A 25,303-nucleotide genomic window follows, 5' to 3' on the forward strand; every position below is an offset into this window, starting at 1 on the left:
GCGGGCATCCTCTCAGCAGCACTGGTCGATGAACGAGGCGGACTGCCGCAGCAACTGCTCGGCAGCGGGGAACACCGAGGCGTGCCGCCAGAAGCCGTGGACCTGACCGAGGTAGCGGGTCGCGGTGACCGCCACGCCGGCGTCGGCGAGCCGCGCCGCGAGGTGCTCCCCCTCGTCGCGGAGCGGGTCGTGCTCGGCGGTCACCAGCAGGGTGGGCGGCAGCGTCGCGAGCCGGTCGGAGCGCAGCGGCGCGAGGTCGGGGTGGATGAGGTCGGCGGGCGTCGCGGCGTACTGCTGCCAGTACCACGCCGCCTCACGCGGGTCGAAGCCGTCGGTGGCGGTGCGGTACGAGGCGAAGCCGGCCTCGGGGTCGAGGAACGGGTAGACCAGCACGACGCCCGCGAACCGCGTCGGGTGGCGCAGCGCGGCGACCAGCGCGAGGTTGCCGCCGGCGCTGTCGCCGTGGACGACCGTCGGCCCGTCGAGGCCGAGCGCAGGGCCCTCGCGGTCGAGCCAGGCGACGACGGTCGACACGTCGTCGGGCGCCGCCGGGAAGCGATGCTCGGGTGGCCGCCGGTAGTCGACGCTGAGCACCGCCCGGCGGGTGCGGTTGGCCAGCCGGCGGGCGGCCGGGTCGTGGACGTCGACGTCGTGGAAGACGAAGCCGCCTCCGTGCAGGTGCAGCACCAGGCCGGGTGTGGCGTGGTCGGGCCGGTAGAGACGCGCCGGCACACCGTCGGCGTCGATGTCGCGCACCTCGGCGACGTCCTCGCGCGGCTCGGCCGCCGCGGCCGCGCGTGCCTGCGCACGAGCGGCGGGTACGTCGTAGCCCTCGGTCCAGACGGGCGTCGCTGCGGCCGCCAGCTCGACGGCGCGCCGGGCCTCCGGGAACAGCATGTCCGCACGCTATCGCCGGCGATCGTGCCACGATGCCCGGCATGCAGATCTCGCGGGCGCGGGTCGCCACGGCCGCCGCCTTCCTCAGCCAGGGCATGGTGCTGCTCAGCCTGACCACGCGCCTGCCCGACTTCCAGGACAGGTGGCACCTGTCCGACGTCGCGCTCTCGCTGGTGCTGCTGATGATGATCCTGCTCGCCGGCGCGGGTTCGGTGGTCGCGGAGCGGCTGGCCAAGCGGCGCGACAGCGCCCTGCTGCTGCGCACCGGGCTGCTGGTCATCGCCGTCTCGGTGCCCGTCCTGTGCGTGGCGCCGAGCGCCGGCGTGTACGTCGCGGGCATGGCCGGATACGGCCTCGGCCTCGGCGTGGTCGACGCGAGCACCAACATGCAGGCGGTCGCGATCGAGCACCGCTACGGCCGGCCGATCCTGCCGTCCTTCCACGGCGCCTGGACGCTGGGCGGCGTCCTCGGGGCGACGCTGACGTTCGGGATGTCACACCTGCCGCTCGAGGCGGCCGCGGTCGTCGGCGTGGTGCCGCTCCTGGTGTCGTTCGCGCCGTTCCTGCCCCGCGACCACGGGCCCACCGAGCTCTCCCTGGAGGTGGCGGTCCCGTGGCGGCCGATCCTGCTGGTCGGCCTCGCGATGGTGCTCTTCTACATGGTCGACACCGCCGTGCAGACGTGGGGCCCGCTGTTCCTCGACCACGAGTTCACGACGCCCGAACGCTACGTGTCGCTGGCCGCGATCGCCTACCTGCTCGCCAGCGGGGCCGTGCGGCTGGCCGGCGACGGGCTGGTCGCCCGGTTCGGCGTGGTGCCGGTGCTGCGGGTCGGCGCGCTGATCGGCGCCGCGGCGCTCGCCGTCGTGGTCTTCTCCCCCGGCTGGCAGGTCGCCGTGGCCGGCTTCGCGCTCCTGGGTGCCGGCGTCGCGGTGGTCGCGCCGCTCAGCTTCTCCGCGGCGGCGAAGATCGCCGGCGGCCCCGAGTCCGAGGGCGGGTTCGAGCCGGCCGTCCGCCAGGCCCGGGTCGACGCGGTGATCGCCCGATTCAACCAGTTCAACTACGTGGGCGCGCTGCTCGGCTCGGTGATGACCGGGCTGGTCGGCGCCGGCTCGCTGCGCGTCGGCTTCGCCGTACCGATGGTCCTGGTGCTCGGCATCGTGCCGCTCGCCGCGGCGTTCGTGCCGAAGGCGGCGGCGTCACTCGGCAGCCGCTGAGCGCTCCTCAGGTCGATCGCGTCTCGAGACGCGTCGGCGCACTCGCGGGCTTCGCGAACTCAGGTCCGGGGCCTTGGTTTCGAGACGCCTCGGTCAGCCCGTCGCTCCGCTCCGGCCTGACCCGACGCTCCTTAACCCTTCGGCGCACTCGCGGACTTCGCAAGCTCAGGTCCGGGGCCTTGGTTTCGAGACGCCTCGGTCAGCCCGTCGCTCCGCTCCGGCCTGACCCGACGCTCCTCAACCCTTCGGCGCACTCGCGGACTTCGCAAGCTCAGTCCGCGGCGCCTCGCCAGTTCTTGTCGGGCAGCGGGACCGGGCGGCCGGGCTGCTCCCCGCCGCGGGCCTCGAGGTAGCTCTGCTTCGGCACCATCACCTTGCGGCGGAAGATGCACACGACCTTGCCGTCCTGGTTGTAGCCGACCGTCTCGACGTGCACGACCCCGCGGTCGTCCTTGCTCGTGCTCTCCCACTTGTCGAGCACGGTGGTCTCGCCGTAGAGCGTGTCACCGTGGAACGTCGGCGCGACGTGCCGCAGCGACTCGATCTCCAGGTTGGCGATCGCCTTGCCCGAGACGTCCGGCACGCTCATGCCGAGCAGGATCGAGTAGACGTAGTTGCCGACCACGACGTTCTTCCCGAACTGCGTGGTCTCCTCCGCGTAGTGCGCGTCGAGGTGCAGCGGGTGGTGGTTCATGGTGAGCAGGCAGAACATGTGGTCGTCGTACTCGGTCACCGTCTTGCCGGGCCAGTGCTTGTACGTCGCGCCGACCTCGAACTCTTCGTAGCTGCGTCCGAACTGCATGCGCCCATGCTGCCTGCCGCCGCCGGGCGGCGCATCGTCCGGGCGCGTGGGCAATGTCACCCGGCCTCACCCGCCCAGGCGGGCCAGTTGTGCGTCCACCAGCGCCTCGAGCCGCTCCGGGCCGAACCGGTCGGGGTCGAAGAGGGCCTGGACGACCAGGCCGTGGGTCGAGGAGGTCAGCAGGTCGACGCTCGTCTCGACGTCCGCCTCGGGCCACCCGGCCGCGACGTGCGGCCGCAGCCAGGCCCGCCAGCGCTCGTAGCGGGCGGCCTCCCGGGCGGACAGGCCGGCGTCGACGATCGCGAGGCCCCAGAAGCCGACCCAGATCCGGCTCAGCTCGGCCGCCTCCCCGGTGGTCGGCAGCACGGCGAGCAGCCGGGTGCGCAGCGATGCCCGCCCGAGCGGGACGTCAGCCTCGCCGAGCGAGGCGTCGGTGCGTGCGTGGAGCAGCTCGAGCGCGTGGTCGATCAGCTCGGCCCGGCTGCCGAAGTAGTGGGTGACCAGGCCCGTGGTCGCGCCCATCTCCGCCGCGACCGTGCGCAGGCTGAGGCCGCCGAAGCCGTCGCGCGCCAGCACCCGCCACAGCGCCTCCGCGATCTCGCGGCGGCGTGCATCGTGGTCGACCCGGGCCGGCATGGGGCTAGATTACATAACAGTCGTTATGCAGATGGGAGCACACCATGCTGAGCAGGCAGGTCGGAGACGCGGAGCTGCGTCCGCTCGAGCCCTGGGAGGCCGCGACGTTCGCGGCGTTCACCGCGCGCCACCGCGAGCACCTCGGCCCCTGGCTCCCCTGGGCCCGCTCGATCGTCGACGAGGAGTCGGCGCACGCGTTCCTCCAGCGGTACGCCGACGCCACCGCACGCGACGGGGGCCGGATCTACGCGCTCTGGCGCGACGGCGAGATGGTCGGCGGCACGCTCTTCCGGGTCTTCGAGCCGGCCGCCTCGACCTGCGAGGTCGGCGTCTGGCTCAGCCCGGAGGCGACCGGGCGGGGCCTGGTCACCCGTGCCGTCGAGGCGATGGTGGCCTGGGCCGTCGACGTGCGCGGCATCCGCCGGGTCGAGTGGCACTGCGTGCCGGAGAACCTGCCCAGCCGGGCGGTCGCCCGGCGGCTCGGCTTCACCCACGAGGGCACGCTGCGCCAGGCGTTCGAGCACGACGGCCGGCTCTGGGACGTCGAGGTGTGGGCACTGCTGGCGGCCGAGCGGTAGGGGCTCCTTCCAGATGCAGACTTGCGCTCGATGTCTCGGGCGGGCCACCGGGGAGGGAGTGCAGGTGCCTAGCGGAAAGCCTGGACCGCAAGAGCAATGAGACATCCCAGAACCGCCACGTCGAGCGTCACTTGGATCCATCGCTCATGGCGCCCAAAGCTTGCGGACCACCGGTCGTCGTTCTCCTTGAGGGCGCGCACCGCCGGGACAGCCGAGCGCCCGAGACCGAACGCCGCACCGATGCCCAACGCTGTCAGCCATGGGGCGCCAAGCAGAACCAAGCTCACCGGGACGAACGGGAGCATGCTCGTCATGTAGGTGCGAGCACCAGTTCCCATCTCGACCCCGAACTGAAGTGCGCCTCGACGGGGCCCCGAACTTGAGATCAGCTCTGGCACCTGCCGCGCGTTCTGGGGCAACCGCAGTCGCAGGACGCCGGCGTCCTGGAGGACGGCGGCCAGGCACACGGTCGCAGCACCCCAGAGGACGGCATCGGCCGGAACCCACCAATGAAGCGTCAGTGAACCGACGATCAGCAGCAGGCTGCCACTGATGAGCCCTCCGAGAAGGAGGCCGACGATGAAGAACCGCCTGGATCCGCCCCGCCAGACCGACGAGACCAGCATTGCTGAGTTATGGCTTCAAACCGACCCCGAGATCGCGTAACCGGACGCCATCGACGCAGCCAACCAGGATGAGTAGTTCGGGAGGTCGCCGACGATCTCTGCGACCGTCACGCCCAGGACGACGACGCAGGCGAAGGCGGCCAGGCTCCACGGAGCGGTGAGCGCAACCGCGACGCGGCGCAGGCGCCGCGCACAGACCCCGCCAGAGCTTCGGATTCGGCCTCGAGCCCGGGTACTCACCGCGGACTCCTCCTCATGAGGTCGGTCGCGAGGCTCACGATCGTGGCCTGCTCGTCGGTGGTCATGACGCCGCGCAGCTCAGCCGCCACGGGATCCCATGCACACAGCCCGCCGCCGGGGCCGTAGGGGATGTGCAGCAACAACCACCTGCGATCGAGAGCGCCTATGACCGAGGCCCAGACGATCTGGTCCGGGGCCAGCTCCAGCAGTCCGCGGGACTGCCCGGTCGTGGGGTCGATGGCCAGGACGCCTCGCGCAAGCTTGCGGCCCTGTGGGTAGGCACCTTGCACCACGCCGACCAGCGTCGACAGGTGGGAGCCGACCTCGGCATCGCTGGGAACCGCGTTCTCTAAGCGGGCGACCTCGGAGGCCTCACCGCGCTCCGGCCACGTCCGCACTGCGGTGAAGACGTCTCCGGGGGCGAACCGGTCCGACCCGGCCCACCCCGAGTTCCGCACGAACTCGACGACGCGACCGTCCCGGTCGACCGAGGACGACCAGGGGTCATAGCCAAGAGGCTCGGCGGCCCGATCCCGCGGTCGCACGACCTGGGCCTTCCCCCCACCCCCCCGCGCCGTCACGACCACACCGGCACCGTCGGGGGTCCACCAATGCAGCACCGGGTCCCGAAAGGGCACCTCAACTCGGGTTGCGGCGCCCGACGCCAGGTCGACCACGACGACGCCGTACTGATCGCCGAGCGCCAACTGCCGTCCGTTCGGGCTCAACTCGAACTGCTGCTCGACGATGTCGGACTTGCGCATGCCGAGCCTGTCGCGATCCACGATGCGCCATTGCCCGTCCGGGCTCATCAACCCGACCTCACCGACCCCGAACCACTGAGGGTCGGTGCCCGCCGCCAAGATGGCGGACTCGATGGGCGCCGCGTGCAGCGATGGCGCGCCCGCAGCGTCGTCGATGTGAAGAACCCGTGGCAGGGCCGTTCTCAGCGGGGCCATGGCGCCGACGGGCTGCCACAGGTCCTGGACTAGCGAAGATCCACGACCGACGAACTCCAGCGCCTCGTCCGGCTCTTGCCCTGGTGTCTCCGCGTCTGGAGACAACGACGCGGTGGCACCAGCGGCAGGATCGCGTCGTCCGTCCGCTCCCGGGCTCGTGCATCCGCACAGGGCGAGCGTCGACAGCACAACAGCAACGCAGAGAAGCCTCGTTGCCTTTGCCCTCACGTCCGGGGCGCCTACATCGGGTGCTTGCACGTGGAGTTCACCCATGCGGACCCACTGCTCAGCAGGCGGAACCGCCCATCGGAACACCGGACGTCGGGCGGCTCCGGTTCGACGCCGTTCCGCTTCCATGCCCAGGTGTTCCTGCCCGCGCAGGAGGCCGGTCGACGGTCGTACTCGATCGAGCCCACGACGCCGTTGCGGTGGAATCCGTCGCTGCCGCAGAAGCCCGGGCCGATGTTCCCGGCCGCGGATCCGTGAGTGGGATTGCACTTGTTCCACTCGAGCGTCCAGAACTTGTACGCGCTCGACCCGGCCGGGACGCCATAGATGCCGGCCAACAGCGGGTGCCAGTTCGGGCAGTTGCCCCAGGTCGTGACGGCCTCGGCGCGCCGGAGCCGCGAGATCCCGTCGAGCGACGCGAGCCCGATAGCCATCCCCGTTGCCGCCACGGCCCGGAAGAGGCCGCGCCGGGTGAACGCAGAGGCGAGGATCTGCTGACGGACGAAGCTCTTCTCGGGGCGTGCTGGCTGGGTGAGGGCGTCGGGTATCTGGTCGAGACTGAGCATCAGCTTGCCTTCCTTGCGAGGGCGTTCGATTCGACGTGCAGCAAGGATTCGAGGAAGGCCAATTGCCTCCCGTACTTCGGGGCCGCCCCGTGTTCGGGCACGAGGGAAACTACTGACTGTGGACTTGCGAGCACGAAGTGGGTCTGGACCGGACCGTCGTCGAGGTCTGTGACGGTGGTTCGCCAGACTTCGCCGCTGGGCACGCTACGGCCCTTGAACGTCGGCACCCGCCCGAGCGCCTCCGCCGGCGCGTAGAAGTAGAGCATCCCGACGCCTTCGACGTAGTTGGAAACGTCGGTGACCCGTACGTTCACCGCGGACTCGGCGGCCGATGTGACGAGAACCCCGTCAGGAGCGTCCTCGATTCGAAGGCCTGAGAACCGTCCCCACGGGTCGATTCCCTCCGACTCGGCCACGGGAGGGAGCCAGGACGCAATCTCGTGGTAGGGCCCACGCCAGAGGGCGAGACCCTGGAGGTCTGAGCGGGAACTGCGATATACGATGAACTCGCCGCCTGGGACCGTCAGTTGTTGCTCGACGTGTGCGTCCAGTAGTTGAAACGCGATCGGATCGTACCCGCCGGCGAATGTGACGTGGAGTTCTCGGCCCTGTGCCCGGTCCGGATACTTTCCGTTCAACGTGGCAGGCTGCACGATCAGCGTGGCGTCACAGCGATTCGTGAACCAGGAACTTGCGGATCTCGCCTGGACGGCACGCCCGTCGGGAGCGATGAAGTAGATGTGCTTGCTCATGCGTGCTCCTCGACATTTGCCTGCACCGATCGCGCAACACCCGCGATCCTCGAGTGGAATCTCTTACCCACGGACTCGAGCGCGGCGATCCCTCCGACCGGCTCGATAGTCAGCACCAAGCCATCGTTGTCAGCCAGCACCAAGGCAGGCAGGTAGCCGGGTTCCAGGGTGTTGAACGCCATCGCATCGACGACGACAGGAACCTCAGCGCCAGCATCGCCAGTTCCGCTGCGCATCAGGATGACGTGATCGACGTCTAGGCCGGACGACGTCGCAAGCCGTCGGAAGGCAGGAACGATCTCGAGACACACTGGACAGTCGTCGGTCGACAGCAGGATGAGAGATGGCCGCCCAGTCCGCGTAACTGAGATCACGCTCCTCGCGGGAGCCGAAGAAGCAGCACTGCTGAAGATCGTGTCTGCATGAACCTCGTTGAGCTGCCGACGAAGACCCGCGTACCCCAAGCCCAGAATTGCGATGGCGACCCAAGAAAGAATGAGAGCCGCGCTCGTGACCGACATAGGACCTCCGATTGACCACTTCAGCCATCACGTCCCGTGCCAGCGCTTCAGAGCCGTCACTTCCGAGATTGGTGAGCCCGATCCTGCGTGGGCACGCAGGATCGGTCAACACTCCCGGTCGAAATGTCGCAAATAGAACGACATAGTGCGCAGTTGTTACGAAATACGGAGCGTTGGGTGATCAAGTATGTTATCCGCGCCGATCGTCTGGTCTAGACAATTACTCACGGGCCCTGCTTCATCACACCGAGACGACGACCGCGGCAACGGGGGCGAGACCCAACACGGATGCTCGAAGTACCGTCTCGAAACTCGCAGGTTTCTGGGACCCGAAGCACCCACAAGGCACCGGCCTCCCGCGCAGCAGCAGGATCGCGACGTACCCGGCGAACACGAACATCAAGCTTGTCACTGCGAGGCCGATCGGTACGAAGCGCCCATCCGATAGCGCGGACATGCCAGCAAGCACACCCAAGGAGGCACAGGCGAGTTCCGCAGCGACGACGACCGCCGCGGTCCACGCGACCAGTGGGTATGGGACGATTCCCTGCACGATCAACACGGCCCTGAACCTCTGAGCGTCCACGAGGTGCCGGAAGGCCGACCCCGCCAGCGCACCGGACGGGACCAGAACGAGGATCGAGGCGACGAAGCTGGAACCCTGATCCATCTCGCCCTCCGACTCGGACTTTGCCCGGCACGCCGACTGCCACAGGAGGATAGTTCCCTATTTCGCGCCAGGGGCCAGGTATCCGGGATCTCGCCGGCTACGCCCGGTTCGCCAGGACGAAACGGCAAGGTGGTGACGTCCGCAAGGGATGACACGCAGCAGCTGCCACCGAGCGGGTGCTGCGCTCCGTAGGACGGTGGTTGAGGAGGGCGCTCTGCGCCCGTCTCGAAACCGCCCGCCGCGAATGACGGTGGTCACCACCGTCTGTCATCTCACCGGGTTTCGACGCGCGGTCGCGGCCTCGCACGCTCGGCTGCGCGCTTGCTCGAGCTGCGCGACCCCACGCGTCGAGCTGGCTCCGTGCACTCGCCGCTGCTCGCTTCAGGAACCCCCGCCGCCGGCCTTGCGGCGGTGCATCTGCGGCGCTGCGCCGCCGGCCACCTCAGAGCCGTGCGCCTTCTCCTTCGGCGGCGCGTCCTGCCGGACGCCCTTCCGCTTGGCGTTCTTCCGATCCAGCGCCTCCCGCATCTTCGCCTTGAGGTCGTCGTTGGCGTTCGAGTCCGTCATCGTTCCTCCGCACGAGTGGGCCGGTCAGGTCCCTTCACCCTCGCACGAGGCACGGCGTACGTCGACCGACTATTCGCCCTACGGCACACCCGGAGTCAGCCGAGCTGGTAGTCCTTGAGCAGGCTGCGGCCGATGATCATCTTCTGGATGTCGCTGGTGCCCTCGCCGATCAGCATGAACGCCGCCTCGCGGTAGAGCCGCTCGATCTCGTACTCCTTGGAGTAGCCGTAGCCGCCGTGGATCCGGAAGGAGTCCTGCACGACCTCGTTGCAGTACTCCGAGGCCAGCATCTTGGCCATCCCCGCTTCGACGTCGTTGCGCTCCCCGGAGTCCTTCTTCCGCGCCGCCCGCACCATCATCGCGTGGGCGGTCTCCACCTTGGTGGCCATCTCCGCGATCCGGAACAGGATCGCCTGGTGCTCCACGATCGGCTTCCCGAAGGTCTCCCGCTGCTGGGCGTAGGCGACCGCGAGCTCGAAGGCCCGGTTCGCGATCCCGCACGCGCGCGCGGCCACGTTGACGCGGCCGACCTCCACACCGTCCATCATCTGGTAGAAGCCCTTGCCCGGCTCGCCGCCGAGGATCTGGCCGCCCGAGATCTCCAGGCCGTCGAACACCGCCTCGGTGGTGTCGACGCCCTTGTAGCCCATCTTGTCGATCTTCCCCGGGATCGTCAGACCCGGCGCGGTCTCCCCGAACCCCGGCTCCTTCTCGACCAGGAACGTCGTCATGTTCCGGTACACCGACTCCGCGCCCTCGTCGGTCTTCACCAGCACCGCGACCAGGTTCGACGTGCCGCCGTTGGTCAGCCACATCTTCTGGCCGGTGATCGAGTAGCCCGCCTCGGGCCCCTCACCCAGCCGCGTGGCCTTGGTCTTGATCGCCGACACGTCCGAGCCCAGACCCGGCTCCGACATCGAGAACGCGCCCCGGACCTCGCCGGTCGCCATCCGCGGCAGGTACTTCCGCTTCTGCTCCTCGGTGCCGTGCCTCATCAGCATGTAGGCCACGATGAAGTGGGTGTTGATCACCCCCGACACGCTCATCCAGCCCCGCGCGATCTCCTCCACGCACAGCGCGTAGGTCAGCAGCGACTCGCCCAGCCCGTCGTACTCCTCGGGGATGGTCAGGCCGAAGATCCCGAGCTCCTTGAGCCCGTCGACGATCTCCTGCGGATACTCGTCCGCATGCTCCAGCTCGGTCGCCACCGGGAGGATCTTCTCGTTGACGAACGTCCGCACCGCCTTGAGGATCTCGCTCTGGTCCTCGGTCAGTCCGTCGGTCTCACACAGCCGGCCCATCGGTGTCCTTCCGCGTCGGGGTGACTGCCCGGTAACCTACTCGGTCGGCGCGGCTTCGTGGCCGTGACAAATCGCACGCACTCAGCGGCGCTTGCCGGACCCCTGCACGAGGCGCGCCAGGGCGTCGACCGCAGCCTCGAGCTGCTGCTCGGCGGTGACCGAGTCCGGATCGAGACCGGGTACGTCGCGCGGCACCAGCTCGGCCAGGTCGCCGACCACCCGGACCCCGGTCGCCGCGAGGTCGGCGCTGCGGGCGTCGGAGCGCTTGCGCAGCCAGTCCGGCACCACGAAGCCGATCGACGGCTCGTCGGACTTGCGCGCGGCGAGCACCTGCTTGGCGAGTCGCTTCTTGACCGCCTTGTTGTAGACGCTGCGGTCGACGTCGTCGCCGAGGGCGGCGTTCAGCCGGCCCAGCAGCAGCGCGGACGCGACGCCGAGCGACTCGTTGGCGCGCGGCGCCGGAGCCCAGGTCGCCGGGGCCAGGCCGGCCACGTCGCAGAACCGCTCCCAGAGCAGCTCCGGCGGCGCACCCGACGGCGGGACGGTGATCACGGTGACCTGCTCCGGCCCGAGCACCTTGGCCCAGCGCTTGGCGACCTTGCCGACGTCCTGCTGGCGCCAGAACCGCTTGCCGACGGTGCCGGACTCCGAGCGCACGGCGCGCTGGAACTCGCTCCAGGCCCAGCTCCGCCGGTTCTGGAGCGTCTCCTGCCACATCGCGGGGACCACCCGGCCCAGGTCGCGGACCGTGATCACGACCTCCACCCGGGCACCCGGGAAGTCGGCGAGCACCCGCCGGATCCGGTCCTCGGGGATCGGCGCCAGGAACTCCATCGAGAGCAGCACCGTGCCGGGGTGGTCGCGCACGTCGGCGGCCAGCCTGGCCCAGGCCTTCGCGCCGGCGCCGGACGACGCGAGGTCGGTGACCGCCCGCACCTGCCGCGACCAGGGGGTCGGGAACAGCACGCCCTGACGCTCGAGCTCGTCGAGGTTCGCACCCAGCCGGGCCTGCACGAAGGTCGTGCCCGACTTCAGCAGCCCGACGTGCAGCACCAACCGCTCGACCATGGAGACCTCTCCGCCTCAACCAGAACCAACTGCAAGGACCAACGTGCGAGAACCTACGGACAGCACCACGCGTGGTTCACGAGCGGGTCACGAGTGGCTGTGCTGCGGAGACTACTCGTCGCGCCACTCGGGGCTGTCGAAGCCGTACTTCTCGGTGACGATCAGCCGCGGCAGCTCCCCGGACGGCGCGAGCTGACCGAGCGAGGCCAGCAGCCGCGCCGGGAACGGCGGGCGCGTGGGACTGGCGTTCCCCGTGTGCGGGCGGTAACCGACGGCGCGGGTGCGCTTGTCCCACATCCAGTTGAAGTGGTTGAGGTAGGCCTTGTACGTCTGCCGGCCGCGGATCGTCAGCAGCATCTCGTCGCCGGTCAGGCCCGAGTCCTGGTAGTTGCTCGACCCGGTGACGGTGTAGCGGGCGGCGGTGTCGTCGCCGTAGTGGCCCGAGATCAGCAGCATCTTCATGTGGCTGTAGAGGTCGACCTCGCCGTCGCTCTCGCCGTTCGGGCCGCTGTGGTCGGTGTCGAAGCCGTTGGAGCGCACCGGGATGTAGCCGCGCTTGGTCGGGTTGCCGAAGACCGCGCGGACCGCGGCGCCGGCCATGCCGTACTGGATCCTGATGTCACAGCCCTGGGCGTAGAGGTTGCGGAAGCGCTGGGCGATGTACTTGCCCCGGCTGCCGTCCCAGGCATGCATGTTGACCCGGATGATCGTGCGGCCGCCGTTGATCGTCGCCCCGGTGCACTTGACCGGACGCAGCAGCGTCATGATCGGGTCGTCGTACGGCGCGCCGTGGAACGGCGTGACCATCAGGCGGTACTTCGTGCCGATGGCCTCGTCGATGTAGGGCTTGGGGACCGGCTTGTCGAGCTTCTGCTGCCGGAAGAGGTCCTCGAGCCGCTCGTAGAGCTCCGGCGAGTCGTTGGTCGTCCACAGGTCGTTGTACTGGTTCTTCGCCCCGTTCATCTTCATGTTCACGGAGCCGACCATCACGACGTCCTTGGCCGCCCCGGTCTTGGAGAAGAGGAAGAACTTCGAGTGCAGGACGTCACCGTTGGACCGGCAGCCCTTGTAGCACTGGTAGGCGAAGTTCTTCTTCTTGGGGTTGGTGCCGATGGCCTTGCGCAGCTTGCGCTGGGCGGGCGTCATCTCGTGGTCGTTGATCAGCACCTGGACCTGGACGCCGCGCTTGCGGGCCTTGATGAGCGCGTCGGCGACCGGGAACCGGTCGAAGGAGAACATCGACATCCAGATCCGCGAGCCCTTCTTGGCGTGCCGGATGGCCGACAGCACCTGGCCCTCGATGCGGAACTGGGTCTCGGGCTTGGATCGCGGGACGTTGAAGACCGGCCCCTCGGCGGGCTGCCACTTCGCCTTCTTGGGCTTCTTCGGCTTGTCCTTGGGCTTGTCCTTGGGCTTGTCCGCCTTGACGAGCGCGAGCGACCCGGCGGACTGGCCGGCCGGAGCCGCCTGAGCGGTGGCGACGTACCCGCTGCCCCCCGTGGCGAGCACGATGAGACTCAGTGCCGTGACAAGCGCACGGGCGCTGGATTTCACGCGACGGACCTTTCGACGACGGAGCGGAGCACGCTAACACAGGCGATCGGGGCGCCCGTCATTCGCGGCGGCGGCGCCAGCGCGATGGCTTGGCGTCCAGCACGGGCACGTCCCCGGCTCGTTCGGCGGCCGCCCGGAGGTCGGTGAGCAGCGCCGCGACCGCACCCACCGCGACCGGGAGCAGCTCGGCGTCGGTGGCGTCGGAGGGATGCCTCCGGGCGGAGATGTCGGCGGAGCGGAGCAGGTCGAGATCGCCGCGCAGGTCGAAGCCGCCGCCCGCGAGCAGGCCCAGCGTGCGCTCCTCCCGGCGCCGCAGCTCGGCCAGCTTCTCGGCGGAGGGCCGGTAGCGCTCGGCGCCCTCGTGCACCAGCGTCCGCTCCCCGAGGTGTCCCCGGATCCAGCGGCCGCGGTCGGTGGGCGAGGTGAAGCCCCTCAGCTCCGCGTTGGTCCGCCGCAGCACCTCGACCTCGACGAGCCCGAGGGACGTGTTCGCGGGCTGCTCCTGGCTCTCGAGTCCGTCGGAGCCCTGCCCGCAGACGTCGAGGAAGGTGTCCCAGAGTGCGCGCGGACCCGCCCCCTTGGTGAGGGGCACGACATGGATGCGCTCGTGGTCGAGCACGCTCCCCCAGCGCTCGAGGACGTCGCCGAGGTCGAAGCTGGCCCAGCCCCAGGCGCTGACCCCCTTCGGCTCCGGCGGGTAGGAGTCGATCGGGAGGTGGTTGCCGTTCTTGACCCACTCCTGCCAGCGGGAGGTGAACAGGTCGACCGTCGGCCGGGCCGTGAGCACGACGTGCAGCTCGGCGTCCGGGAAGGCCTCCCGGGCGCGCTCGACCTGCGCGGGCGTGGCCGACGCGAAGAACTCGTGGCTGATCAGGGCGTCGCCGCCCTTCTTGCGCAGCCGGGTCCGCACCAGGTCGGTCAGATGGGTCCACGGGTGCTCGACGTGCCGGGGCCGGTTGGCCAGGCCCGGGTCCTCGCGCAGCTCCAGCGACGCCAGCAGGTGCTGTCGGCGGGCTCCCGGGAGGTACAGGCCGCGCTCGGCCAACCGGTCGCGGTTGAGCCAGAGCGCCTCCTGCAGGTACGTCGTCCCCGTCTTGGGCAGGCCGATGTGCAGGAAGACGCGCGAGGGGTCGCTCATCGCTCCGCGTCCGGGCCCTGGGGCGTGGTGCTGACCCCCGCCCGGTAGCGGGCCACGGCCGCGGCCACGCGCGGGTCGTCGGTGTCGGCGAGGGCGACGAGCAGCTCGGAGACGAGGTCGGTGACCTCCGCCAGCCGCAGGTTGAGCTGGCGGCACTCCTGGACCTCGGCCTCGAGGTCGGTGATGCGCTGGCGGAGCCGGGCGAGGTCGCGGATGCGGGAGCGGATCATGGCCACTGGACCACCAATCTTGTGAGGTACGGCGGCGCGTCCGGCGTGCCCGCGTCGATGCGGGACCGCACGCGCACGGTGTCGCGGGTCAGGTCGTGGCGGGCGACGACGCGGCCGCCGGAGCGGTCGATCTCGGCCAGGAACGCGTCGAGGTCGAGCGGCCGCACGCCGTACGGCAGGTCCGGGGACGGCGCCGTCGCCACCTGGAGGTAGAGCCGGCCGCCGTCGAGGGCCATCCGGGCCAGCCGGAGCAGGTTGGCGCGTCCGTACGCCGTGGTGGCGTCGGCGACGTGCCGGGCCAGCATCACCTTGGTGCCGGACACCTGGGACAGCTCGACGCCGAGCGGCAGCACCGAGCGCAGCTCGGTCAGGCTCATCCACTGGTAGCGCAGCGGCAGCCGGCCGCGGCGGGCCGCCTTCGCCCGCTTGCCGAAGGCCCGCCGGGCGTAGTCGAAGCCGGCCGCCGCGATGCCCTGCCGGGCCAGGAACGCGGCGTCGGCGCCGGCGCCGCAGCCGACGTCGAAGGCCGTCTCGGCGCGGCCGCGCTCGCGGCGCAGCACCCACCGCACGAACGCGCTGGGTGACGTCTGCTGCCCGTGGGTGCGCAGGTAGAAGGGGTCCCAGACCCGCTCACGGTTGGCCTGGGTACCCCGGAACCAGCCGCTGAGGCGGCGGTAGGTGCTCGGCGGCGTCTCGAACTTGTACGCCGGGTCGGGCACCCGCCAGCTCGGCCCGTACATCGCGGCGAGCAGGTGCTCGGGCTCACGGGGCGCGGGGAGTTCGCGGCCCTCGAGCGTCGTGGTGGAGGTGGGGTACATCCACTCCATCCGGAACGGCGCCCGCACCTCCCCCATCAGGTGCAGGTGGCCGTCGCGGAGGAACCCGCCGAACACGTCGAGGCCGCGCATCCGGCCGTCGCCCTCGCGCACGCCCACCTTGAAGGCGATGCCGCTGTAGCGGGTGACGGGGTAGCCGAGCTCGACGAGCGAGCGTTGCAGCCGGAAGGACTCGAGGACCACGTCGTACGGGTGCTCGTGGGCGCTCACGTAGCCGAGGTCGGCATCGGAGTCGTGCCCGATCAGCGCCCCCTCGCGCACGGCGCCGAGCAGGGTGCCGTAGGCGATGAAGGGGCGCACCCCGGCCGCGGTGAGCGCGCCGAGGACCTTCTCGATCGCGTCGAGCAGGGGCTCGGTGTGCTCGGCGCTGCGGCTCGCGAAGAGCCGGCGCAGCCGGTTGGACTTGTCGAGCCCCAGCGGGTTGCCCTTGGCGTCGGCGACGCGCACCCGGCCCTCGCCGGTGCCGAGGGCGACCTCGACGGCGCCGAGGGGCGCCTGGCTGACGTGGTCGAGCACGGTCACGGCGGTCCGGCCGTTCAGGTACGGCCGCAGCGCGTCGGGCCAGCGCCAGCGCCGCCCGGGGCCCTGCTCGACCGTGTCGCGCTGGGTCCAGAACGACCCGATCCGCTGGTCGTCGAACCGGACGTCGACCGAGCGATCCTCGGTGCCCCGGAAGGCGATGCCGTCGTCGTCGACCGAGAGCGCGGTCAGCAGATCGCCTGCGGGGGGTGCTGGTTCCACCGTGGTCCGTCCTCCTTCCGAGCGATCCCGTCACCCGTCGGAGGGGCCGGAGCAACCACGTCGACTCGGCGTCGCTCGCAGGGACGTGTTGTACTCTGCTGTCACACTAGCAACTCTGTCCTCAGCACTCGCCCGCCACCTCGGCGCCACCGACATCAGGCGTGCGGCGACATCTTGGGCGATGACAGAACGGGAGAATAACGCAGATGCCCGTGCCAGCCGTCGTGCGCCCGCGCCACCGCGCGGTCCTGGGCGCCCTCGTCCTGACCGTGGCCACCGCGGTCGCCTCCAGCACCCTCGCCCTTCCGGCACAGCCGGCCGCGCAGGCGGCACCCGCCACGAGCAAGAAGCGCGCCGTGGTGACCGTGCAGCCGCCCGGTGCGACCAGCTTCCGGATCGCGTCGTTCAACGTGCTCGGCGCCGACCACACCGACGGGGCCAAGCCGCGCAAGGGCTTCGGCACCTCCGCCCAGCGGCTGCCGATCAGCAAGCAGATCCTCGAGAACAACGGCGTCCAGGTCGTCGGCTTCCAGGAGCTGCACTGGCCGCAGGCCGAGCTCTGGAACACGATCGCGCCGGAGTGGGGCACGTTCCCCGGCACCACCCGCAGCGCGCCGGCTGCGCACAACTCGATCAGCTGGCGCCTCGACACCTTCACGCTCGTGCAGGCCAACGTGTTCCTGGTGCCCTACTTCAACGGCAACCTGCTGCCGATGCCGTACGTGCAGCTCCAGAACAACGAGACCGGCCAGCTGTCCTGGTTCGTCAACGTGCACAACCCGGCCAACACCCGCGGTCCGGCCCAGCAGTGGCGCGACCAGGCCGTCCAGGTCGAGTCCGACCTCGTGAACTCGCTGCGCGCGTCCGACCCGAGCATCCCGGTCTTCCTCACCGGCGACATGAACGACACCAGCAAGTTCTTCTGCCCGATCGTCCGCAACACCGAGCTCCAGGCGGCCAACGGCGGGTACGCCGACGCGACGACCTGCCAGCCGCCCAGCCCGGCCCGCATCGACTGGGTCACCGGCACCTCCGACGTGACGTTCTCGTCCTTCGTCGAGCAGCGCACGCCCATGGTCCAGAAGGCCAGCGACCACCCGGCGATGGTCGCGACCGCGACGATCCCGCCCGCCTCCGCCCGCGCGGCCGGCGTCACCAACGTCGTGGTGGTCGCGGTCGACGGGCTCCGTCCCAACGCGTTCACCTCGGCCTCCGACGCCGACCGCACCAAGCACCTGCGCGAGCTGCGGGCCGCCGGCGCCTCGACGATGAACGCCCGGCTCGCCTACGAGCGCTCCACGCCGCTGCCCAACACCCTCTCCCTGCTCACCGGCCGGCCGGTGGTGAAGAAGCGCGGCGGCCACGGCGTGAAGTACGACGAGGACCGCGGCAGGACACTCCACGAGACCGCCGGCCAGTACGTCTCGAGCGTCTTCGACCGGGTGCACAACGGCGGCCGCAGCACGGCGGTCTACACCAGTCGATCGAGCGCCACCACCATGAAGCGCTCCTGGAACAACAAGAACGGCGGCACCGATCCGGTCGGCCGCGACAACGGGCGCAAGAAGCTCAGCAAGTTCGTGCTCTACCGCGACAAGGACAAGCTGGTCGCCAAGCGGGCCATGCAGGATCTCGGCTCCCGCCCCAAGACCTTCAGCTACGTCGAGCTCAGCGCGCTGAAGCGCATCGGCGACGCGACCAAGTACGGCGGCCCGAAGTACGCCGCGGCACTCAACCGCGTCGACAAGCAGGTCAGCGGCATCGTGCGCACCGTCTCCCACAACGCCGCGACCGCGGGCCACACGATGGTGGTCATCGTCGGCGGGTCGGCGGGCGCGAAGGCCGGCAACCGCAAGCCGGCGAGCTACACCACCCCGCTGGTCGTCTGGGGGCCGGGCGTGGTCGCCGGCGCCGACCTCTACGACCTCAACCCCGCCTGGACCAACCCGGGCAAGGCGAAGGTGTCCTACAAGAGCAACGCGATCTTCACCGGCGTCGTCGCCAACCTCGCCCTTGCCGTGCTCGGCCTGGCTCCGCTGCCGGGTTCGAGCCTGAACCCGACCTCGTCGCTCAATGTCTTCGTCGACGGCCCCGTCGTCCCGTAGCGTCCGTCGGTCCGGCCGGCTGGCGCTCGCGGCCGTGCTGAGCGGGTCGCTGGTCGCCGCCGGGTGCACCGGCGACGGCAGCGACGCCGAGCAGGCCCGCAAGCCCGCCTACCACGCGCCGGAGCGGACCGCACCCGTACGGGCGCCGGCGGAGCGCGACGTGGTGCTCACCGACCCGGCCACCCCGGCCCCGCTCCGCGGCGTACCGGACCGGCCGAACCTGCTGATGATCACGCTCGACGACGCGGCCTGGGAGGACATGCAGTACCTCCCGCACGTGCAGGAGCTGCTGGTCGAGGGCGGAATGACGTTGGAGGACGGGCTCTCCCCCACCCCGGTGTGCGTCCCGGCTCGCGCGACGCTGCTCACCGGCCAGTACGCGCAGAACCACGGCGCGCTGACCATCAACGGCGAGGGCGGCGGCTTCACGGCGTTCGAGGACGACGACACGCTGCCGGTGGCGCTGCAGGACGCCGGCTACGACACGATGTTCCTCGGCAAGTACCTCAACGGGTACACCGAGGAGCACGTCGACCACCAGCCGCCCGGGTGGACCGTGTGGCGGCCCACCGTCGACTTCAGCACCTACAACTTCGAGGATCCCCAGCTGCTGGTCGACGGCGAGGTCGTCGAGACCCACACGTACTCCACCACGCTGCTGAGCGACCAGAGCACCGAGCTGCTGGAGGACCCCCGGCGCGAGCAGCGGCCCTGGTACCTGTGGCTCAACTACGTCGCGCCGCACCACGGCGGCCCGGTCGAGGACGACGACCCGAAGGCGCTCTACCCCGACGACGAGCACGCGCTGGCCACCACGGTCCCCGAGGAGCGCGACCGCGACACGTTCGCCGACCTCGATCTGCCCGACAAGCCCAACATGTTCGAGGCGGACCCCTCCGACAAGGTGGTCGTCTCCGCCGCGCGCGAGCCGGTCGCGCAGCAGCGCCGGGCCCAGATGCGGGAGGCGCACCAGCAACGGGTCGAGGCGCTCCAGTCGGTCGACCGCGCCGTGGCCCGCACCGTCGACACGCTGCGCCGCACCGGTCAGCTCGACGACACCTACGTCGTGCTGACCTCCGACAACGGGTTCGTGCTCGGCGAGCACAACCTGGAGGGCAAGCTCTGGTACTTCCGCGAGATCGTCGGCGTGCCGATGTACATCCGCGGCCCGGGCATCCCCGCGGGCACCGTGAGCCGGACGCCGGTCTCGAACGCCGACTGGGCGCCGACGTTCGCCGCGCTCGCGGGCGCGACGATGGGCCGAGAGGTCGACGGGGTCGACGTCCTGCCGTGGCTGGACGCGCGAGCGAGCCGCCGGGTCGTGCCGATCGCGGGCTGGCCGATCAAGGGCGGCCGCACGCCGCTCTACACCGGCGTCGTGGTCGGGCCGTGGACCTACGTGCAGGGACGCCGGGGCCAGCCCGAGCTCTACTACCGCTCGGTCGACCCCTACCAGCTCGACAACCTGGCCACCGACCGGCGCTATCGCGCGAAGCTCAAGGAGCTGCGCCGGATCTCGCGGGAGTACCGCGACTGTGCGGGCGGCGCCTGCCCGAGCGAGTTCTACCGCTGATCGGCGGCTACTGCACGCTGACGTCGGCGACGATCACCGGGTGGTCGGTGATCGCGTCGATCGCGCCGCCATCGAGCTCCCGGTAGCCCGAGAACGTCACCGGGGTGGACCCGAGGACCCAGTCGACGCGGGGCCCGGGCGGCACGTAACAGGGTGGCCCGGGCAGGGCCCCGCTGGCGCTCTTCATCATCGGCGCGAGGCCGGCGAGCCGGCAGTAGAACGCCTCGTGCTCGTTGAAGTCACCGGTCATCAGCACCGGCACGCCGGTCTGGTGGAGCTCGGTCGCGAGGTCGGCCTCGAGAGCGGTCGCGGTCTCGCGCCAGTGCTGCGCGGCGCCGCGGACGTCGGCCGGGTTGTGGAAGTTGGCGAACCAGAAGCGCTGCCCGCTCGCCCGCTGCTCCAGCTGCACGTAGGGCATCTGCACCGTGCGGCCGCCGAAGTAGGGGATCGCGATCGTCTCGGCCTCGATCAGCTCGAACTTCGTGGTGTCCCAGGCGATGCTGTTGGTGCCGTCGATCACCGACAGGGTCTGCCCGGGGTAGACGGCGAAGTTCGGGAGCCGGGCGAGGAACGTCGACTGCTGCACCGGCTCGAACTCCTGGGCGCCGACGACGTCGATGCCCTGCGCCGAGACCAGCGAGGCGGCCTGGGCCGCGCGGGTGGCGCCGTTCGCGAAGTGGGCGCGGCGGCCCTTGCCGTTGGTGTGGCTGGCACCGAGCATGTTGAAGCTCGCGATGCCGAAGGTCTGCACCGGCCCGACCGCCAGGCCGCGCGCCAAGCGCTCGGCCCGGTTGGCGAGGGAGGCCGGCCCGCCCTTGCCGCCCGCCCGGTTGCCGCGGCCCGCGCGCTGGGGCTCACGCACGAGCTCGGTGGCCTCGACCACCCGCTGCGGGTCGGGCGGCGCGGCGGTGACGGCGTCCACCTCGCCGTCGCTCACGGGGCGCGACAGCGAGTCGGCGGCCGCGCCGTTGTCGAGGGCGCCCTCGGACATCAGCTGGGCGACGCCCGTGACCAGGAGGCTGAGGACGACGACCGCGCCGACCGCGAGCCGGCCCCGGTCGGTGCGCAGCCTCCGGCGCTTCGTCTCGTCGATGCGGGAGCCACCGCGGGGTCGGGAAGGCGGCTCAGGCGTCTCCACCGGCTCCACCTCCTGGCTCTCCACGCCGTCCGGCGGGCTCGATCGAGGGTAACAAGGCCCACCCCGGCGCGGGGTGTTCGCCACCTGCCCGCGCCCGAGGGACACTCCCCCCTCGCTCCATCGGCCGAATCCGTCGGCTCCTGAGCGTTCCGGGCTGCCGAGGTCGGGGCGCCCCGACCGGTAGCGTATGGACGTGAGCACCCCACGGAGTCGCAGGCTTCCCCCGCTGCGCTCCTCCAGCCCACGATTCCGCGGGGACCCCGCGTGAGCACGGCCCCCACCCGCGTCTTCGCGGCCCGACTCGTCGGGCTGCCGATCTTCGACCCGCAGGGCGACCAGGTCGGCAAGGTCCGGGACCTCGTGGTGGCGGTGCGCTCGGAGGTGCACCAACCGCGCGTGCTCGGGCTGGTCGCGGAGGTCTTCGGCCGGCGCCGGATCTTCGTGCCGATGACCCGGGTGACCAACATCGACAGCGGGCAGGTCTACACGACCGGGCTGCTGAACATGCGGCGCTTCGAGCAGCGCCCCACCGAGACGCTGGTGATCGGGCAGATGCTCGACCGCACCGTGACCATCCCGAGTACCGGAGTCACGGGCACCGTCTACGACGTCGGCATGGAGCAGGCCCGCAACCGCGACTGGGTGCTGTCCCGGGTCGCGGTCCAGGAGAAGCCGCTGGGCCTGCGCCGGCGCGGCCAGACCCATGTCGTCGAGTGGCGCGACGTGGTCGGCCTGACGACCCGCGAGGAGACCCAGGGCGCGACCCACCTGGTCGCCGCGCTCAACGAGATGCGCCCCGCCGACGCGGCCAACATGCTCCACGACCTGCCTCCGGAGCGGCGTACGGCGGTGGTCGCGGCGCTCCACGACGAGCGGCTCGCCGACGTCCTCGAGGAGCTGCCCGAGGAGGACCAGGTCGAGATCCTCGAGCACCTCGACCACGAGCGCGCCGCCGACGTGCTCGAGGAGATGTCGCCCGACGACGCAGCGGACCTGATCGCCGAGCTGCCGCCCGAGACCGCCGAGGCGCTGCTCGCGCTGATGGAGCCCGACGAGGCCGAGGACGTGCGCCGGCTGTTGTCCTACGTCGAGAACACCGCCGGCGCGATGATGACGCCCGAGCCGGTGATCCTCGGGCCGGACGCGACCGTTGCGGACGCGCTGGCGCACGTCCGCAACCCCGAGCTCACCCCGTCGCTCGCGGCCCTGGTCTACGTCTGCCGGCCGCCCCTGGAGCCGCCGACCGGCAAGTTCCTCGGCGTCGCGCACATCCAGCGGCTGCTCCGCGAACCGCCCTCGACCCTGGTCGCGGGCGCACTCGACGACACCATGGAGTCACTGCGGCCGGAAGCGACCATCGACGAGGTCGCGGCACACCTCGCGACGTACAACCTGGTCGCCGCGCCCGTGATCGACGAGCACGGACACCTGCTCGGCGCGGTCACCGTCGACGACCTCCTCGACCACATGCTCCCCGAGGGCTGGCGCGACCGGGCGGTGAATCCGTGAGCGACCGGACACCCCGCCTCGACACCCCCCGGGAACTGCGCCGCAAGCCGCTGGTGCGGCGCCCGTCGTACAACGACGACACGTTCGGCGTCTTCGCCGAGTCGTTCGCGCGCTATATGGGCACCGCCCGGTTCCTGATGTGGATGACCGGCGTCGTGGTCGTCTGGATCGTCTGGAACATCCTCGCGCCGCGCGACCTGCGCTTCGACGACTACCCGTTCATCTTCCTCACGCTCGCGCTCAGTCTGCAGGCGTCGTACGCCGCGCCGCTCATCCTGCTCGCGCAGAACCGGCAGGAGGCGCGCGACCGGGTGATCGCCGAGCAGGACCGGCAGGCCGCCTCCCGGGCGCGCGAGGACATGGAGTTCCTCGCCCGCGAGGTCGCGTCGCTGCGGATGGCGGTCGGCGAGGTCGCCACCCGCGACTTCCTGCGCTCGGAGCTGCGCAGCCTGCTCACCGACCTCGAGGAGCGCGCCGACGAGCGTGGCCAGACTCACCAGGGCGACGACGCCGCGGAGGACGCCCCCACGTAGACTCAATGGTCATGAGCAGCCCCCTTCTCGACCGGGTCAACGCCGCGCTGGCGACCGTCAACGACCCCGAGATCAAGCGTCCGATCACCGAGCTCGGCATGGTCGACACCGTCGAGATCGACGACGCCGGGGTCGTGCACCTCACCGTGCTGCTGACCGTGGCCGGCTGTCCGCTCAAGGACACCATCAACCGCGACGTGACCACCGCCGTCGGCGGGGTCGAGGGCGTCACGGGCGTCGACCTGACCCTCGGCGTGATGACGGCCGAGCAGCGCTCCGGCCTGCAGCAGACGCTGCGCGGCGGGCAGGCCCAGCGCGAGATCCCGTTCGCTCAGCCGGGGTCGCTCACGAAGGTCTACGCGATCGCCAGCGGCAAGGGTGGCGTCGGCAAGTCCTCGGTCACCGTCAACCTCGCGATCGCGTTGGCGCAGCAGGGGCTCAAGGTCGGCGTCGTCGACGCGGACATCTACGGCCACTCGGTGCCCGCGATGCTCGGCGTGGCCGACGAGCGGCCGACGCAGGTCGAGGACCTGATCATGCCGGTCCCGACCGCGAGCGGCGTCTCGGTGATCTCCATCGGCATGCTCAAGCCGCGCCGCGACCAGGTCGTCGCCTGGCGCGGCCCGATGCTCGACCGAGCGCTGGTCCAGATGCTCGCCGACGTCTACTGGGGCGACCTCGACGCGCTGCTGCTCGACCTGCCGCCCGGCACCGGCGACATCGCGATCTCGCTCGGCCAGCACCTGCCCGGCGCCGAGGTCGTGGTGGTCACCACGCCGCAGGAGGCCGCCGCCGAGGTCGCCGAGCGCGCCGGCACGATGGCCTCGATGATGCACCAGCGCGTCGTCGGCGTCGTCGAGAACATGAGCTACCTCCCCTGCCCGCACTGCGCCGAGACCGGCACCGACCACCGCCTGGAGATCTTCGGCACCGGCGGTGGCGAGCGGGTCGCGAAGACCCTCTCCGACCGGTTCGGCTACGACGTACCCGTGCTGGGCGAGATCCCGATCGACATCTCGCTGCGCGAAGGCGGCGACGTCGGCAAGCCGATCGTCGAGGCCGACCCGACCGCGCCCGGGGCGGTCGCCCTCACCGCGATCGCCACCCGCCTGGCCGGACGCGGCCGCGGCCTCGCCGGCCTGCAGCTCGGGTTGACCCCCACCAGCAAGTCCTGACCCAGTAGGTTCTGCTTCGTGTTCGGGGTCGGCCTGCCGGAGTTCGCGGTCATCGCACTCGTCGCCGTCCTCGTCTTCGGGCCGGACCGGCTGCCCGACCTCGCGCGCCAGGCCGGCCGGATGATCCGCCAGGTGCGCCGGATGGCCAACAGCGCGCGCGACGAGCTGCGCGCCGAGCTCGGCCCGGAGTACGCCGACCTCGAGCTGCGCGACCTCGACCCCCGCACCATCGTGCGTCGTCACATCGCCGAGGTCCTCGAGGACGAGGACGACGACGAGCCGGCCCGCCCTCCGCGGCGCGGCCTGCGGCCGCTCGGCGTGGGCGAGGTCCCGCCGTACGACACCGACGCGACCTGACCCGGACGCGGATGGTCGGGCCGACGCTGGCCTGACCCCGGAGGTGGCGTCGCGCCCCCGGCCGCGACGAACGGTCTGGTCTGCGGCCAGCCCCGTCAAAGACATCTTGACCGCAGCGATCCTTCACAGGGTCGGGAACCGAGTACTGTTCCTCGGGCACGGTCTCAGTCAGGTGCGAAGTCTGGATGCTCGGGCCTCGACGCGGCGCAGACCGCCGAGCCGGCGGGCATGCCGCCCGGCGTGGACCACGGCCTCCGGAGAGGATGCGAACGATGACGATGGACACCGACGTCAGACGGAAGTCGTGTTCGTTCTGCGGGGTGCGTGGCAAACGAGGCATGAAGTTCGGCGGCGGCCTGGGCGCGATGATCTGCGAGAGCTGCGTCGAGCACTACCACGAGCTGTTCCAGTCCAGGTCCAGGACCAAGGCGGCGTCGAAGCCGCCATGGGAGTCCATGTCCGATACCGAGATCCTGGCGAACCTGCCGCTGATCTCGCAGACCGCGGCGCAGGTGGACGAGTTCCTGGTCGAGTGGGTCGAGTTGGCGCGGTCCCGGAAGATCTCATGGGCCGAGATCGGCAAGGCGTTCGGCGTCTCGCGCCAGGCGGCCTGGGAGCGGTTCGCTCAGCGCGTCGAGCAGGTCAGGTCTCGATCCACGAGCGCCTGACCCGGGACGACCTCAACCGGCCACGGCTGCGGCCCGCGCGACGCTGGCGAGGCTGGCGGGATAGCCAGTGACGATCTGGTTGTTCCCGGGCCTCGGGAACAACCAGATCGTCACTGGG

Annotated in this window: 26 protein-coding genes; 9 read left to right on the forward strand and 17 right to left on the reverse strand. The window is 70.7% G+C overall.

The window, feature by feature from the left end:
* Nucleotides 1-12 precede the first annotated feature (12 nt).
* The gene (locus FHU40_RS03130; protein ID WP_183590813.1) at nt 13-897 is read right to left on the reverse strand and encodes an alpha/beta hydrolase; all 885 of its coding nucleotides are present in this window, start codon (nt 895-897) and stop codon (nt 13-15) included.
* 32 nt (nt 898-929) lie between these two features.
* Here FHU40_RS03130 and FHU40_RS03135 point away from each other — a divergent pair, with 32 nt between their 5' ends.
* Nucleotides 930-2,114 (forward strand): MFS transporter, encoded by a 1,185-nt coding sequence (locus FHU40_RS03135; RefSeq protein WP_246389923.1) that lies wholly within the window; start codon nt 930-932, stop codon nt 2,112-2,114.
* Between the two features lie 271 nt (nt 2,115-2,385).
* On the opposite strand, the gene FHU40_RS03140 is transcribed toward FHU40_RS03135, so the two are convergent.
* Together FHU40_RS03140 and FHU40_RS03145 are read right to left on the reverse strand one after the other, a co-directional pair.
* Nucleotides 2,386-2,916 (reverse strand): MaoC family dehydratase, encoded by a 531-nt coding sequence (locus FHU40_RS03140; protein ID WP_183590814.1) that lies wholly within the window; start codon nt 2,914-2,916, stop codon nt 2,386-2,388.
* A gap of 66 nt (nt 2,917-2,982) precedes the next feature.
* Entirely contained in the window at nt 2,983-3,552 is a 570-nt protein-coding gene (locus FHU40_RS03145) for a TetR/AcrR family transcriptional regulator (RefSeq protein ID WP_183590815.1), read from the reverse strand.
* A 44-nt stretch (nt 3,553-3,596) separates the two neighbouring features.
* Between FHU40_RS03145 and FHU40_RS03150 the strand changes: the two genes are divergently transcribed.
* Nucleotides 3,597-4,130 carry a GNAT family N-acetyltransferase gene (locus tag FHU40_RS03150; protein WP_183590816.1) on the forward strand — a complete coding sequence of 178 codons (534 nt, stop codon included), beginning with the start codon at nt 3,597-3,599 and terminating at the stop codon, nt 4,128-4,130.
* A gap of 68 nt (nt 4,131-4,198) precedes the next feature.
* Here the strand turns inward: FHU40_RS03150 and FHU40_RS03155 are convergent, their stop codons facing one another.
* From FHU40_RS03155 to FHU40_RS03215, 13 genes are all read right to left on the reverse strand, one after another.
* The gene (locus FHU40_RS03155) at nt 4,199-4,756 is read right to left on the reverse strand and encodes a hypothetical protein (protein WP_183590817.1); all 558 of its coding nucleotides are present in this window, start codon (nt 4,754-4,756) and stop codon (nt 4,199-4,201) included.
* 236 nt (nt 4,757-4,992) lie between these two features.
* Nucleotides 4,993-5,955 carry a TolB-like translocation protein gene (locus tag FHU40_RS03160; RefSeq protein WP_183590818.1) on the reverse strand — a complete coding sequence of 321 codons (963 nt, stop codon included), beginning with the start codon at nt 5,953-5,955 and terminating at the stop codon, nt 4,993-4,995.
* 239 nt (nt 5,956-6,194) lie between these two features.
* Nucleotides 6,195-6,749 carry a hypothetical protein gene (locus FHU40_RS03165; protein WP_183590819.1) on the reverse strand — a complete coding sequence of 185 codons (555 nt, stop codon included), beginning with the start codon at nt 6,747-6,749 and terminating at the stop codon, nt 6,195-6,197.
* A complete protein-coding gene (locus FHU40_RS03170; RefSeq protein ID WP_183590820.1) occupies nt 6,749-7,501 on the reverse strand; it encodes a hypothetical protein in 753 nt (250 codons plus the stop codon). Before FHU40_RS03170 ends, FHU40_RS03165 begins: the two co-directional genes overlap by 1 nt.
* Nucleotides 7,498-8,022, reverse strand: coding sequence for a thioredoxin domain-containing protein (locus FHU40_RS03175; protein ID WP_183590821.1), 525 nt, complete (start codon nt 8,020-8,022; stop codon nt 7,498-7,500). The genes FHU40_RS03170 and FHU40_RS03175 overlap by 4 nt, the downstream gene beginning before the upstream one ends.
* Nucleotides 8,023-8,263: 241 nt before the next feature.
* On the reverse strand, nt 8,264-8,692 hold the full coding sequence (locus FHU40_RS03180; RefSeq protein ID WP_183590822.1) for a MauE/DoxX family redox-associated membrane protein: 429 nt from the start codon (nt 8,690-8,692) through the stop codon (nt 8,264-8,266).
* A gap of 381 nt (nt 8,693-9,073) precedes the next feature.
* Nucleotides 9,074-9,259: a DUF5302 domain-containing protein gene (locus FHU40_RS03185; RefSeq protein ID WP_183590823.1), complete on the reverse strand. Its 186-nt coding sequence runs from the start codon at nt 9,257-9,259 to the stop codon at nt 9,074-9,076.
* A gap of 95 nt (nt 9,260-9,354) precedes the next feature.
* Complete coding sequence (locus FHU40_RS03190) at nt 9,355-10,560, reverse strand: acyl-CoA dehydrogenase family protein (RefSeq protein ID WP_183590824.1); 1,206 nt, start codon at nt 10,558-10,560, stop codon at nt 9,355-9,357.
* Nucleotides 10,561-10,641: 81 nt separating this feature from the next.
* Nucleotides 10,642-11,628, reverse strand: coding sequence for a hypothetical protein (locus FHU40_RS03195; RefSeq protein WP_183590825.1), 987 nt, complete (start codon nt 11,626-11,628; stop codon nt 10,642-10,644).
* 111 nt (nt 11,629-11,739) lie between these two features.
* Nucleotides 11,740-13,137 (reverse strand): phospholipase D-like domain-containing protein, encoded by a 1,398-nt coding sequence (locus tag FHU40_RS03200; RefSeq protein WP_183590826.1) that lies wholly within the window; start codon nt 13,135-13,137, stop codon nt 11,740-11,742.
* 103 nt (nt 13,138-13,240) lie between these two features.
* Nucleotides 13,241-14,320: a sulfotransferase family protein gene (locus tag FHU40_RS03205; RefSeq protein ID WP_183590827.1), complete on the reverse strand. Its 1,080-nt coding sequence runs from the start codon at nt 14,318-14,320 to the stop codon at nt 13,241-13,243.
* Complete coding sequence (locus FHU40_RS03210) at nt 14,317-14,550, reverse strand: DUF6752 domain-containing protein (protein ID WP_183590828.1); 234 nt, start codon at nt 14,548-14,550, stop codon at nt 14,317-14,319. Before FHU40_RS03210 ends, FHU40_RS03205 begins: the two co-directional genes overlap by 4 nt.
* Complete coding sequence (locus FHU40_RS03215) at nt 14,547-16,127, reverse strand: class I SAM-dependent methyltransferase (protein WP_183590829.1); 1,581 nt, start codon at nt 16,125-16,127, stop codon at nt 14,547-14,549. The genes FHU40_RS03210 and FHU40_RS03215 overlap by 4 nt, the downstream gene beginning before the upstream one ends.
* A gap of 206 nt (nt 16,128-16,333) precedes the next feature.
* Here FHU40_RS03215 and FHU40_RS03220 point away from each other — a divergent pair, with 206 nt between their 5' ends.
* Nucleotides 16,334-18,232: an endonuclease/exonuclease/phosphatase family protein gene (locus FHU40_RS03220; RefSeq protein WP_183590830.1), complete on the forward strand. Its 1,899-nt coding sequence runs from the start codon at nt 16,334-16,336 to the stop codon at nt 18,230-18,232.
* Nucleotides 18,201-19,805 carry a sulfatase family protein gene (locus FHU40_RS03225; RefSeq protein ID WP_183590831.1) on the forward strand — a complete coding sequence of 535 codons (1,605 nt, stop codon included), beginning with the start codon at nt 18,201-18,203 and terminating at the stop codon, nt 19,803-19,805. The genes FHU40_RS03220 and FHU40_RS03225 overlap by 32 nt, the downstream gene beginning before the upstream one ends.
* Nucleotides 19,806-19,812: 7 nt before the next feature.
* Here the strand turns inward: FHU40_RS03225 and FHU40_RS03230 are convergent, their stop codons facing one another.
* Nucleotides 19,813-20,943: an endonuclease/exonuclease/phosphatase family protein gene (locus FHU40_RS03230; protein WP_183590832.1), complete on the reverse strand. Its 1,131-nt coding sequence runs from the start codon at nt 20,941-20,943 to the stop codon at nt 19,813-19,815.
* A gap of 264 nt (nt 20,944-21,207) precedes the next feature.
* On the opposite strand from FHU40_RS03230, the gene FHU40_RS03235 reads away from it, so the two are divergent.
* The 5 genes from FHU40_RS03235 to FHU40_RS03255 all read left to right on the forward strand — a co-directional run bounded on the left by FHU40_RS03235 (nt 21,208) and on the right by FHU40_RS03255 (nt 25,185).
* A complete protein-coding gene (locus tag FHU40_RS03235; protein WP_183590833.1) occupies nt 21,208-22,452 on the forward strand; it encodes a magnesium transporter MgtE N-terminal domain-containing protein in 1,245 nt (414 codons plus the stop codon).
* Nucleotides 22,449-22,985 carry a DUF1003 domain-containing protein gene (locus FHU40_RS03240; RefSeq protein WP_215526930.1) on the forward strand — a complete coding sequence of 179 codons (537 nt, stop codon included), beginning with the start codon at nt 22,449-22,451 and terminating at the stop codon, nt 22,983-22,985. The genes FHU40_RS03235 and FHU40_RS03240 overlap by 4 nt, the downstream gene beginning before the upstream one ends.
* An 11-nt stretch (nt 22,986-22,996) precedes the next feature.
* On the forward strand, nt 22,997-24,160 hold the full coding sequence (locus FHU40_RS03245) for an Mrp/NBP35 family ATP-binding protein (RefSeq protein ID WP_183590834.1): 1,164 nt from the start codon (nt 22,997-22,999) through the stop codon (nt 24,158-24,160).
* 18 nt (nt 24,161-24,178) lie between these two features.
* Nucleotides 24,179-24,517 carry a sec-independent translocase gene (locus tag FHU40_RS03250; protein WP_183590835.1) on the forward strand — a complete coding sequence of 113 codons (339 nt, stop codon included), beginning with the start codon at nt 24,179-24,181 and terminating at the stop codon, nt 24,515-24,517.
* Nucleotides 24,518-24,789: 272 nt separating this feature from the next.
* The gene (locus FHU40_RS03255) at nt 24,790-25,185 is read left to right on the forward strand and encodes a hypothetical protein (protein WP_183590836.1); all 396 of its coding nucleotides are present in this window, start codon (nt 24,790-24,792) and stop codon (nt 25,183-25,185) included.
* The last annotated feature ends 118 nt before the right edge of the window (nt 25,186-25,303 follow it).

Origin of the sequence: Nocardioides soli (assembly GCF_014191495.1) — a bacterium.
Classification (GTDB): Bacteria; Actinomycetota; Actinomycetes; order Propionibacteriales; family Nocardioidaceae; genus Nocardioides; species Nocardioides soli.

Excerpts from the sequence above, each read along its gene's own strand:
- FHU40_RS03130 (WP_183590813.1), bottom strand. The coding sequence starts at position 897 with ATGCTGTTCCCGGAGGCCCGGCGCGCCGTCGAGCTGGCGGCCGCAGCG.
- FHU40_RS03135 (WP_246389923.1), top strand. The coding sequence starts at position 930 with ATGCCCGGCATGCAGATCTCGCGGGCGCGGGTCGCCACGGCCGCCGCC.
- FHU40_RS03140 (WP_183590814.1), bottom strand. The coding sequence starts at position 2,916 with ATGCAGTTCGGACGCAGCTACGAAGAGTTCGAGGTCGGCGCGACGTAC.
- FHU40_RS03145 (WP_183590815.1), bottom strand. The coding sequence starts at position 3,552 with ATGCCGGCCCGGGTCGACCACGATGCACGCCGCCGCGAGATCGCGGAG.
- FHU40_RS03150 (WP_183590816.1), top strand. The coding sequence starts at position 3,597 with ATGCTGAGCAGGCAGGTCGGAGACGCGGAGCTGCGTCCGCTCGAGCCC.
- FHU40_RS03155 (WP_183590817.1), bottom strand. The coding sequence starts at position 4,756 with ATGCTGGTCTCGTCGGTCTGGCGGGGCGGATCCAGGCGGTTCTTCATC.
- FHU40_RS03160 (WP_183590818.1), bottom strand. The coding sequence starts at position 5,955 with ATGGCCCCGCTGAGAACGGCCCTGCCACGGGTTCTTCACATCGACGAC.
- FHU40_RS03165 (WP_183590819.1), bottom strand. The coding sequence starts at position 6,749 with ATGCTCAGTCTCGACCAGATACCCGACGCCCTCACCCAGCCAGCACGC.
- FHU40_RS03170 (WP_183590820.1), bottom strand. The coding sequence starts at position 7,501 with ATGAGCAAGCACATCTACTTCATCGCTCCCGACGGGCGTGCCGTCCAG.
- FHU40_RS03175 (WP_183590821.1), bottom strand. The coding sequence starts at position 8,022 with ATGTCGGTCACGAGCGCGGCTCTCATTCTTTCTTGGGTCGCCATCGCA.
- FHU40_RS03180 (WP_183590822.1), bottom strand. The coding sequence starts at position 8,692 with ATGGATCAGGGTTCCAGCTTCGTCGCCTCGATCCTCGTTCTGGTCCCG.
- FHU40_RS03185 (WP_183590823.1), bottom strand. The coding sequence starts at position 9,259 with ATGACGGACTCGAACGCCAACGACGACCTCAAGGCGAAGATGCGGGAG.
- FHU40_RS03190 (WP_183590824.1), bottom strand. The coding sequence starts at position 10,560 with ATGGGCCGGCTGTGTGAGACCGACGGACTGACCGAGGACCAGAGCGAG.
- FHU40_RS03195 (WP_183590825.1), bottom strand. The coding sequence starts at position 11,628 with ATGGTCGAGCGGTTGGTGCTGCACGTCGGGCTGCTGAAGTCGGGCACG.
- FHU40_RS03205 (WP_183590827.1), bottom strand. The coding sequence starts at position 14,320 with ATGAGCGACCCCTCGCGCGTCTTCCTGCACATCGGCCTGCCCAAGACG.
- FHU40_RS03210 (WP_183590828.1), bottom strand. The coding sequence starts at position 14,550 with ATGATCCGCTCCCGCATCCGCGACCTCGCCCGGCTCCGCCAGCGCATC.
- FHU40_RS03220 (WP_183590830.1), top strand. The coding sequence starts at position 16,334 with ATGCCCGTGCCAGCCGTCGTGCGCCCGCGCCACCGCGCGGTCCTGGGC.
- FHU40_RS03225 (WP_183590831.1), top strand. The coding sequence starts at position 18,201 with ATGTCTTCGTCGACGGCCCCGTCGTCCCGTAGCGTCCGTCGGTCCGGC.
- FHU40_RS03245 (WP_183590834.1), top strand. The coding sequence starts at position 22,997 with ATGAGCAGCCCCCTTCTCGACCGGGTCAACGCCGCGCTGGCGACCGTC.
- FHU40_RS03255 (WP_183590836.1), top strand. The coding sequence starts at position 24,790 with ATGACGATGGACACCGACGTCAGACGGAAGTCGTGTTCGTTCTGCGGG.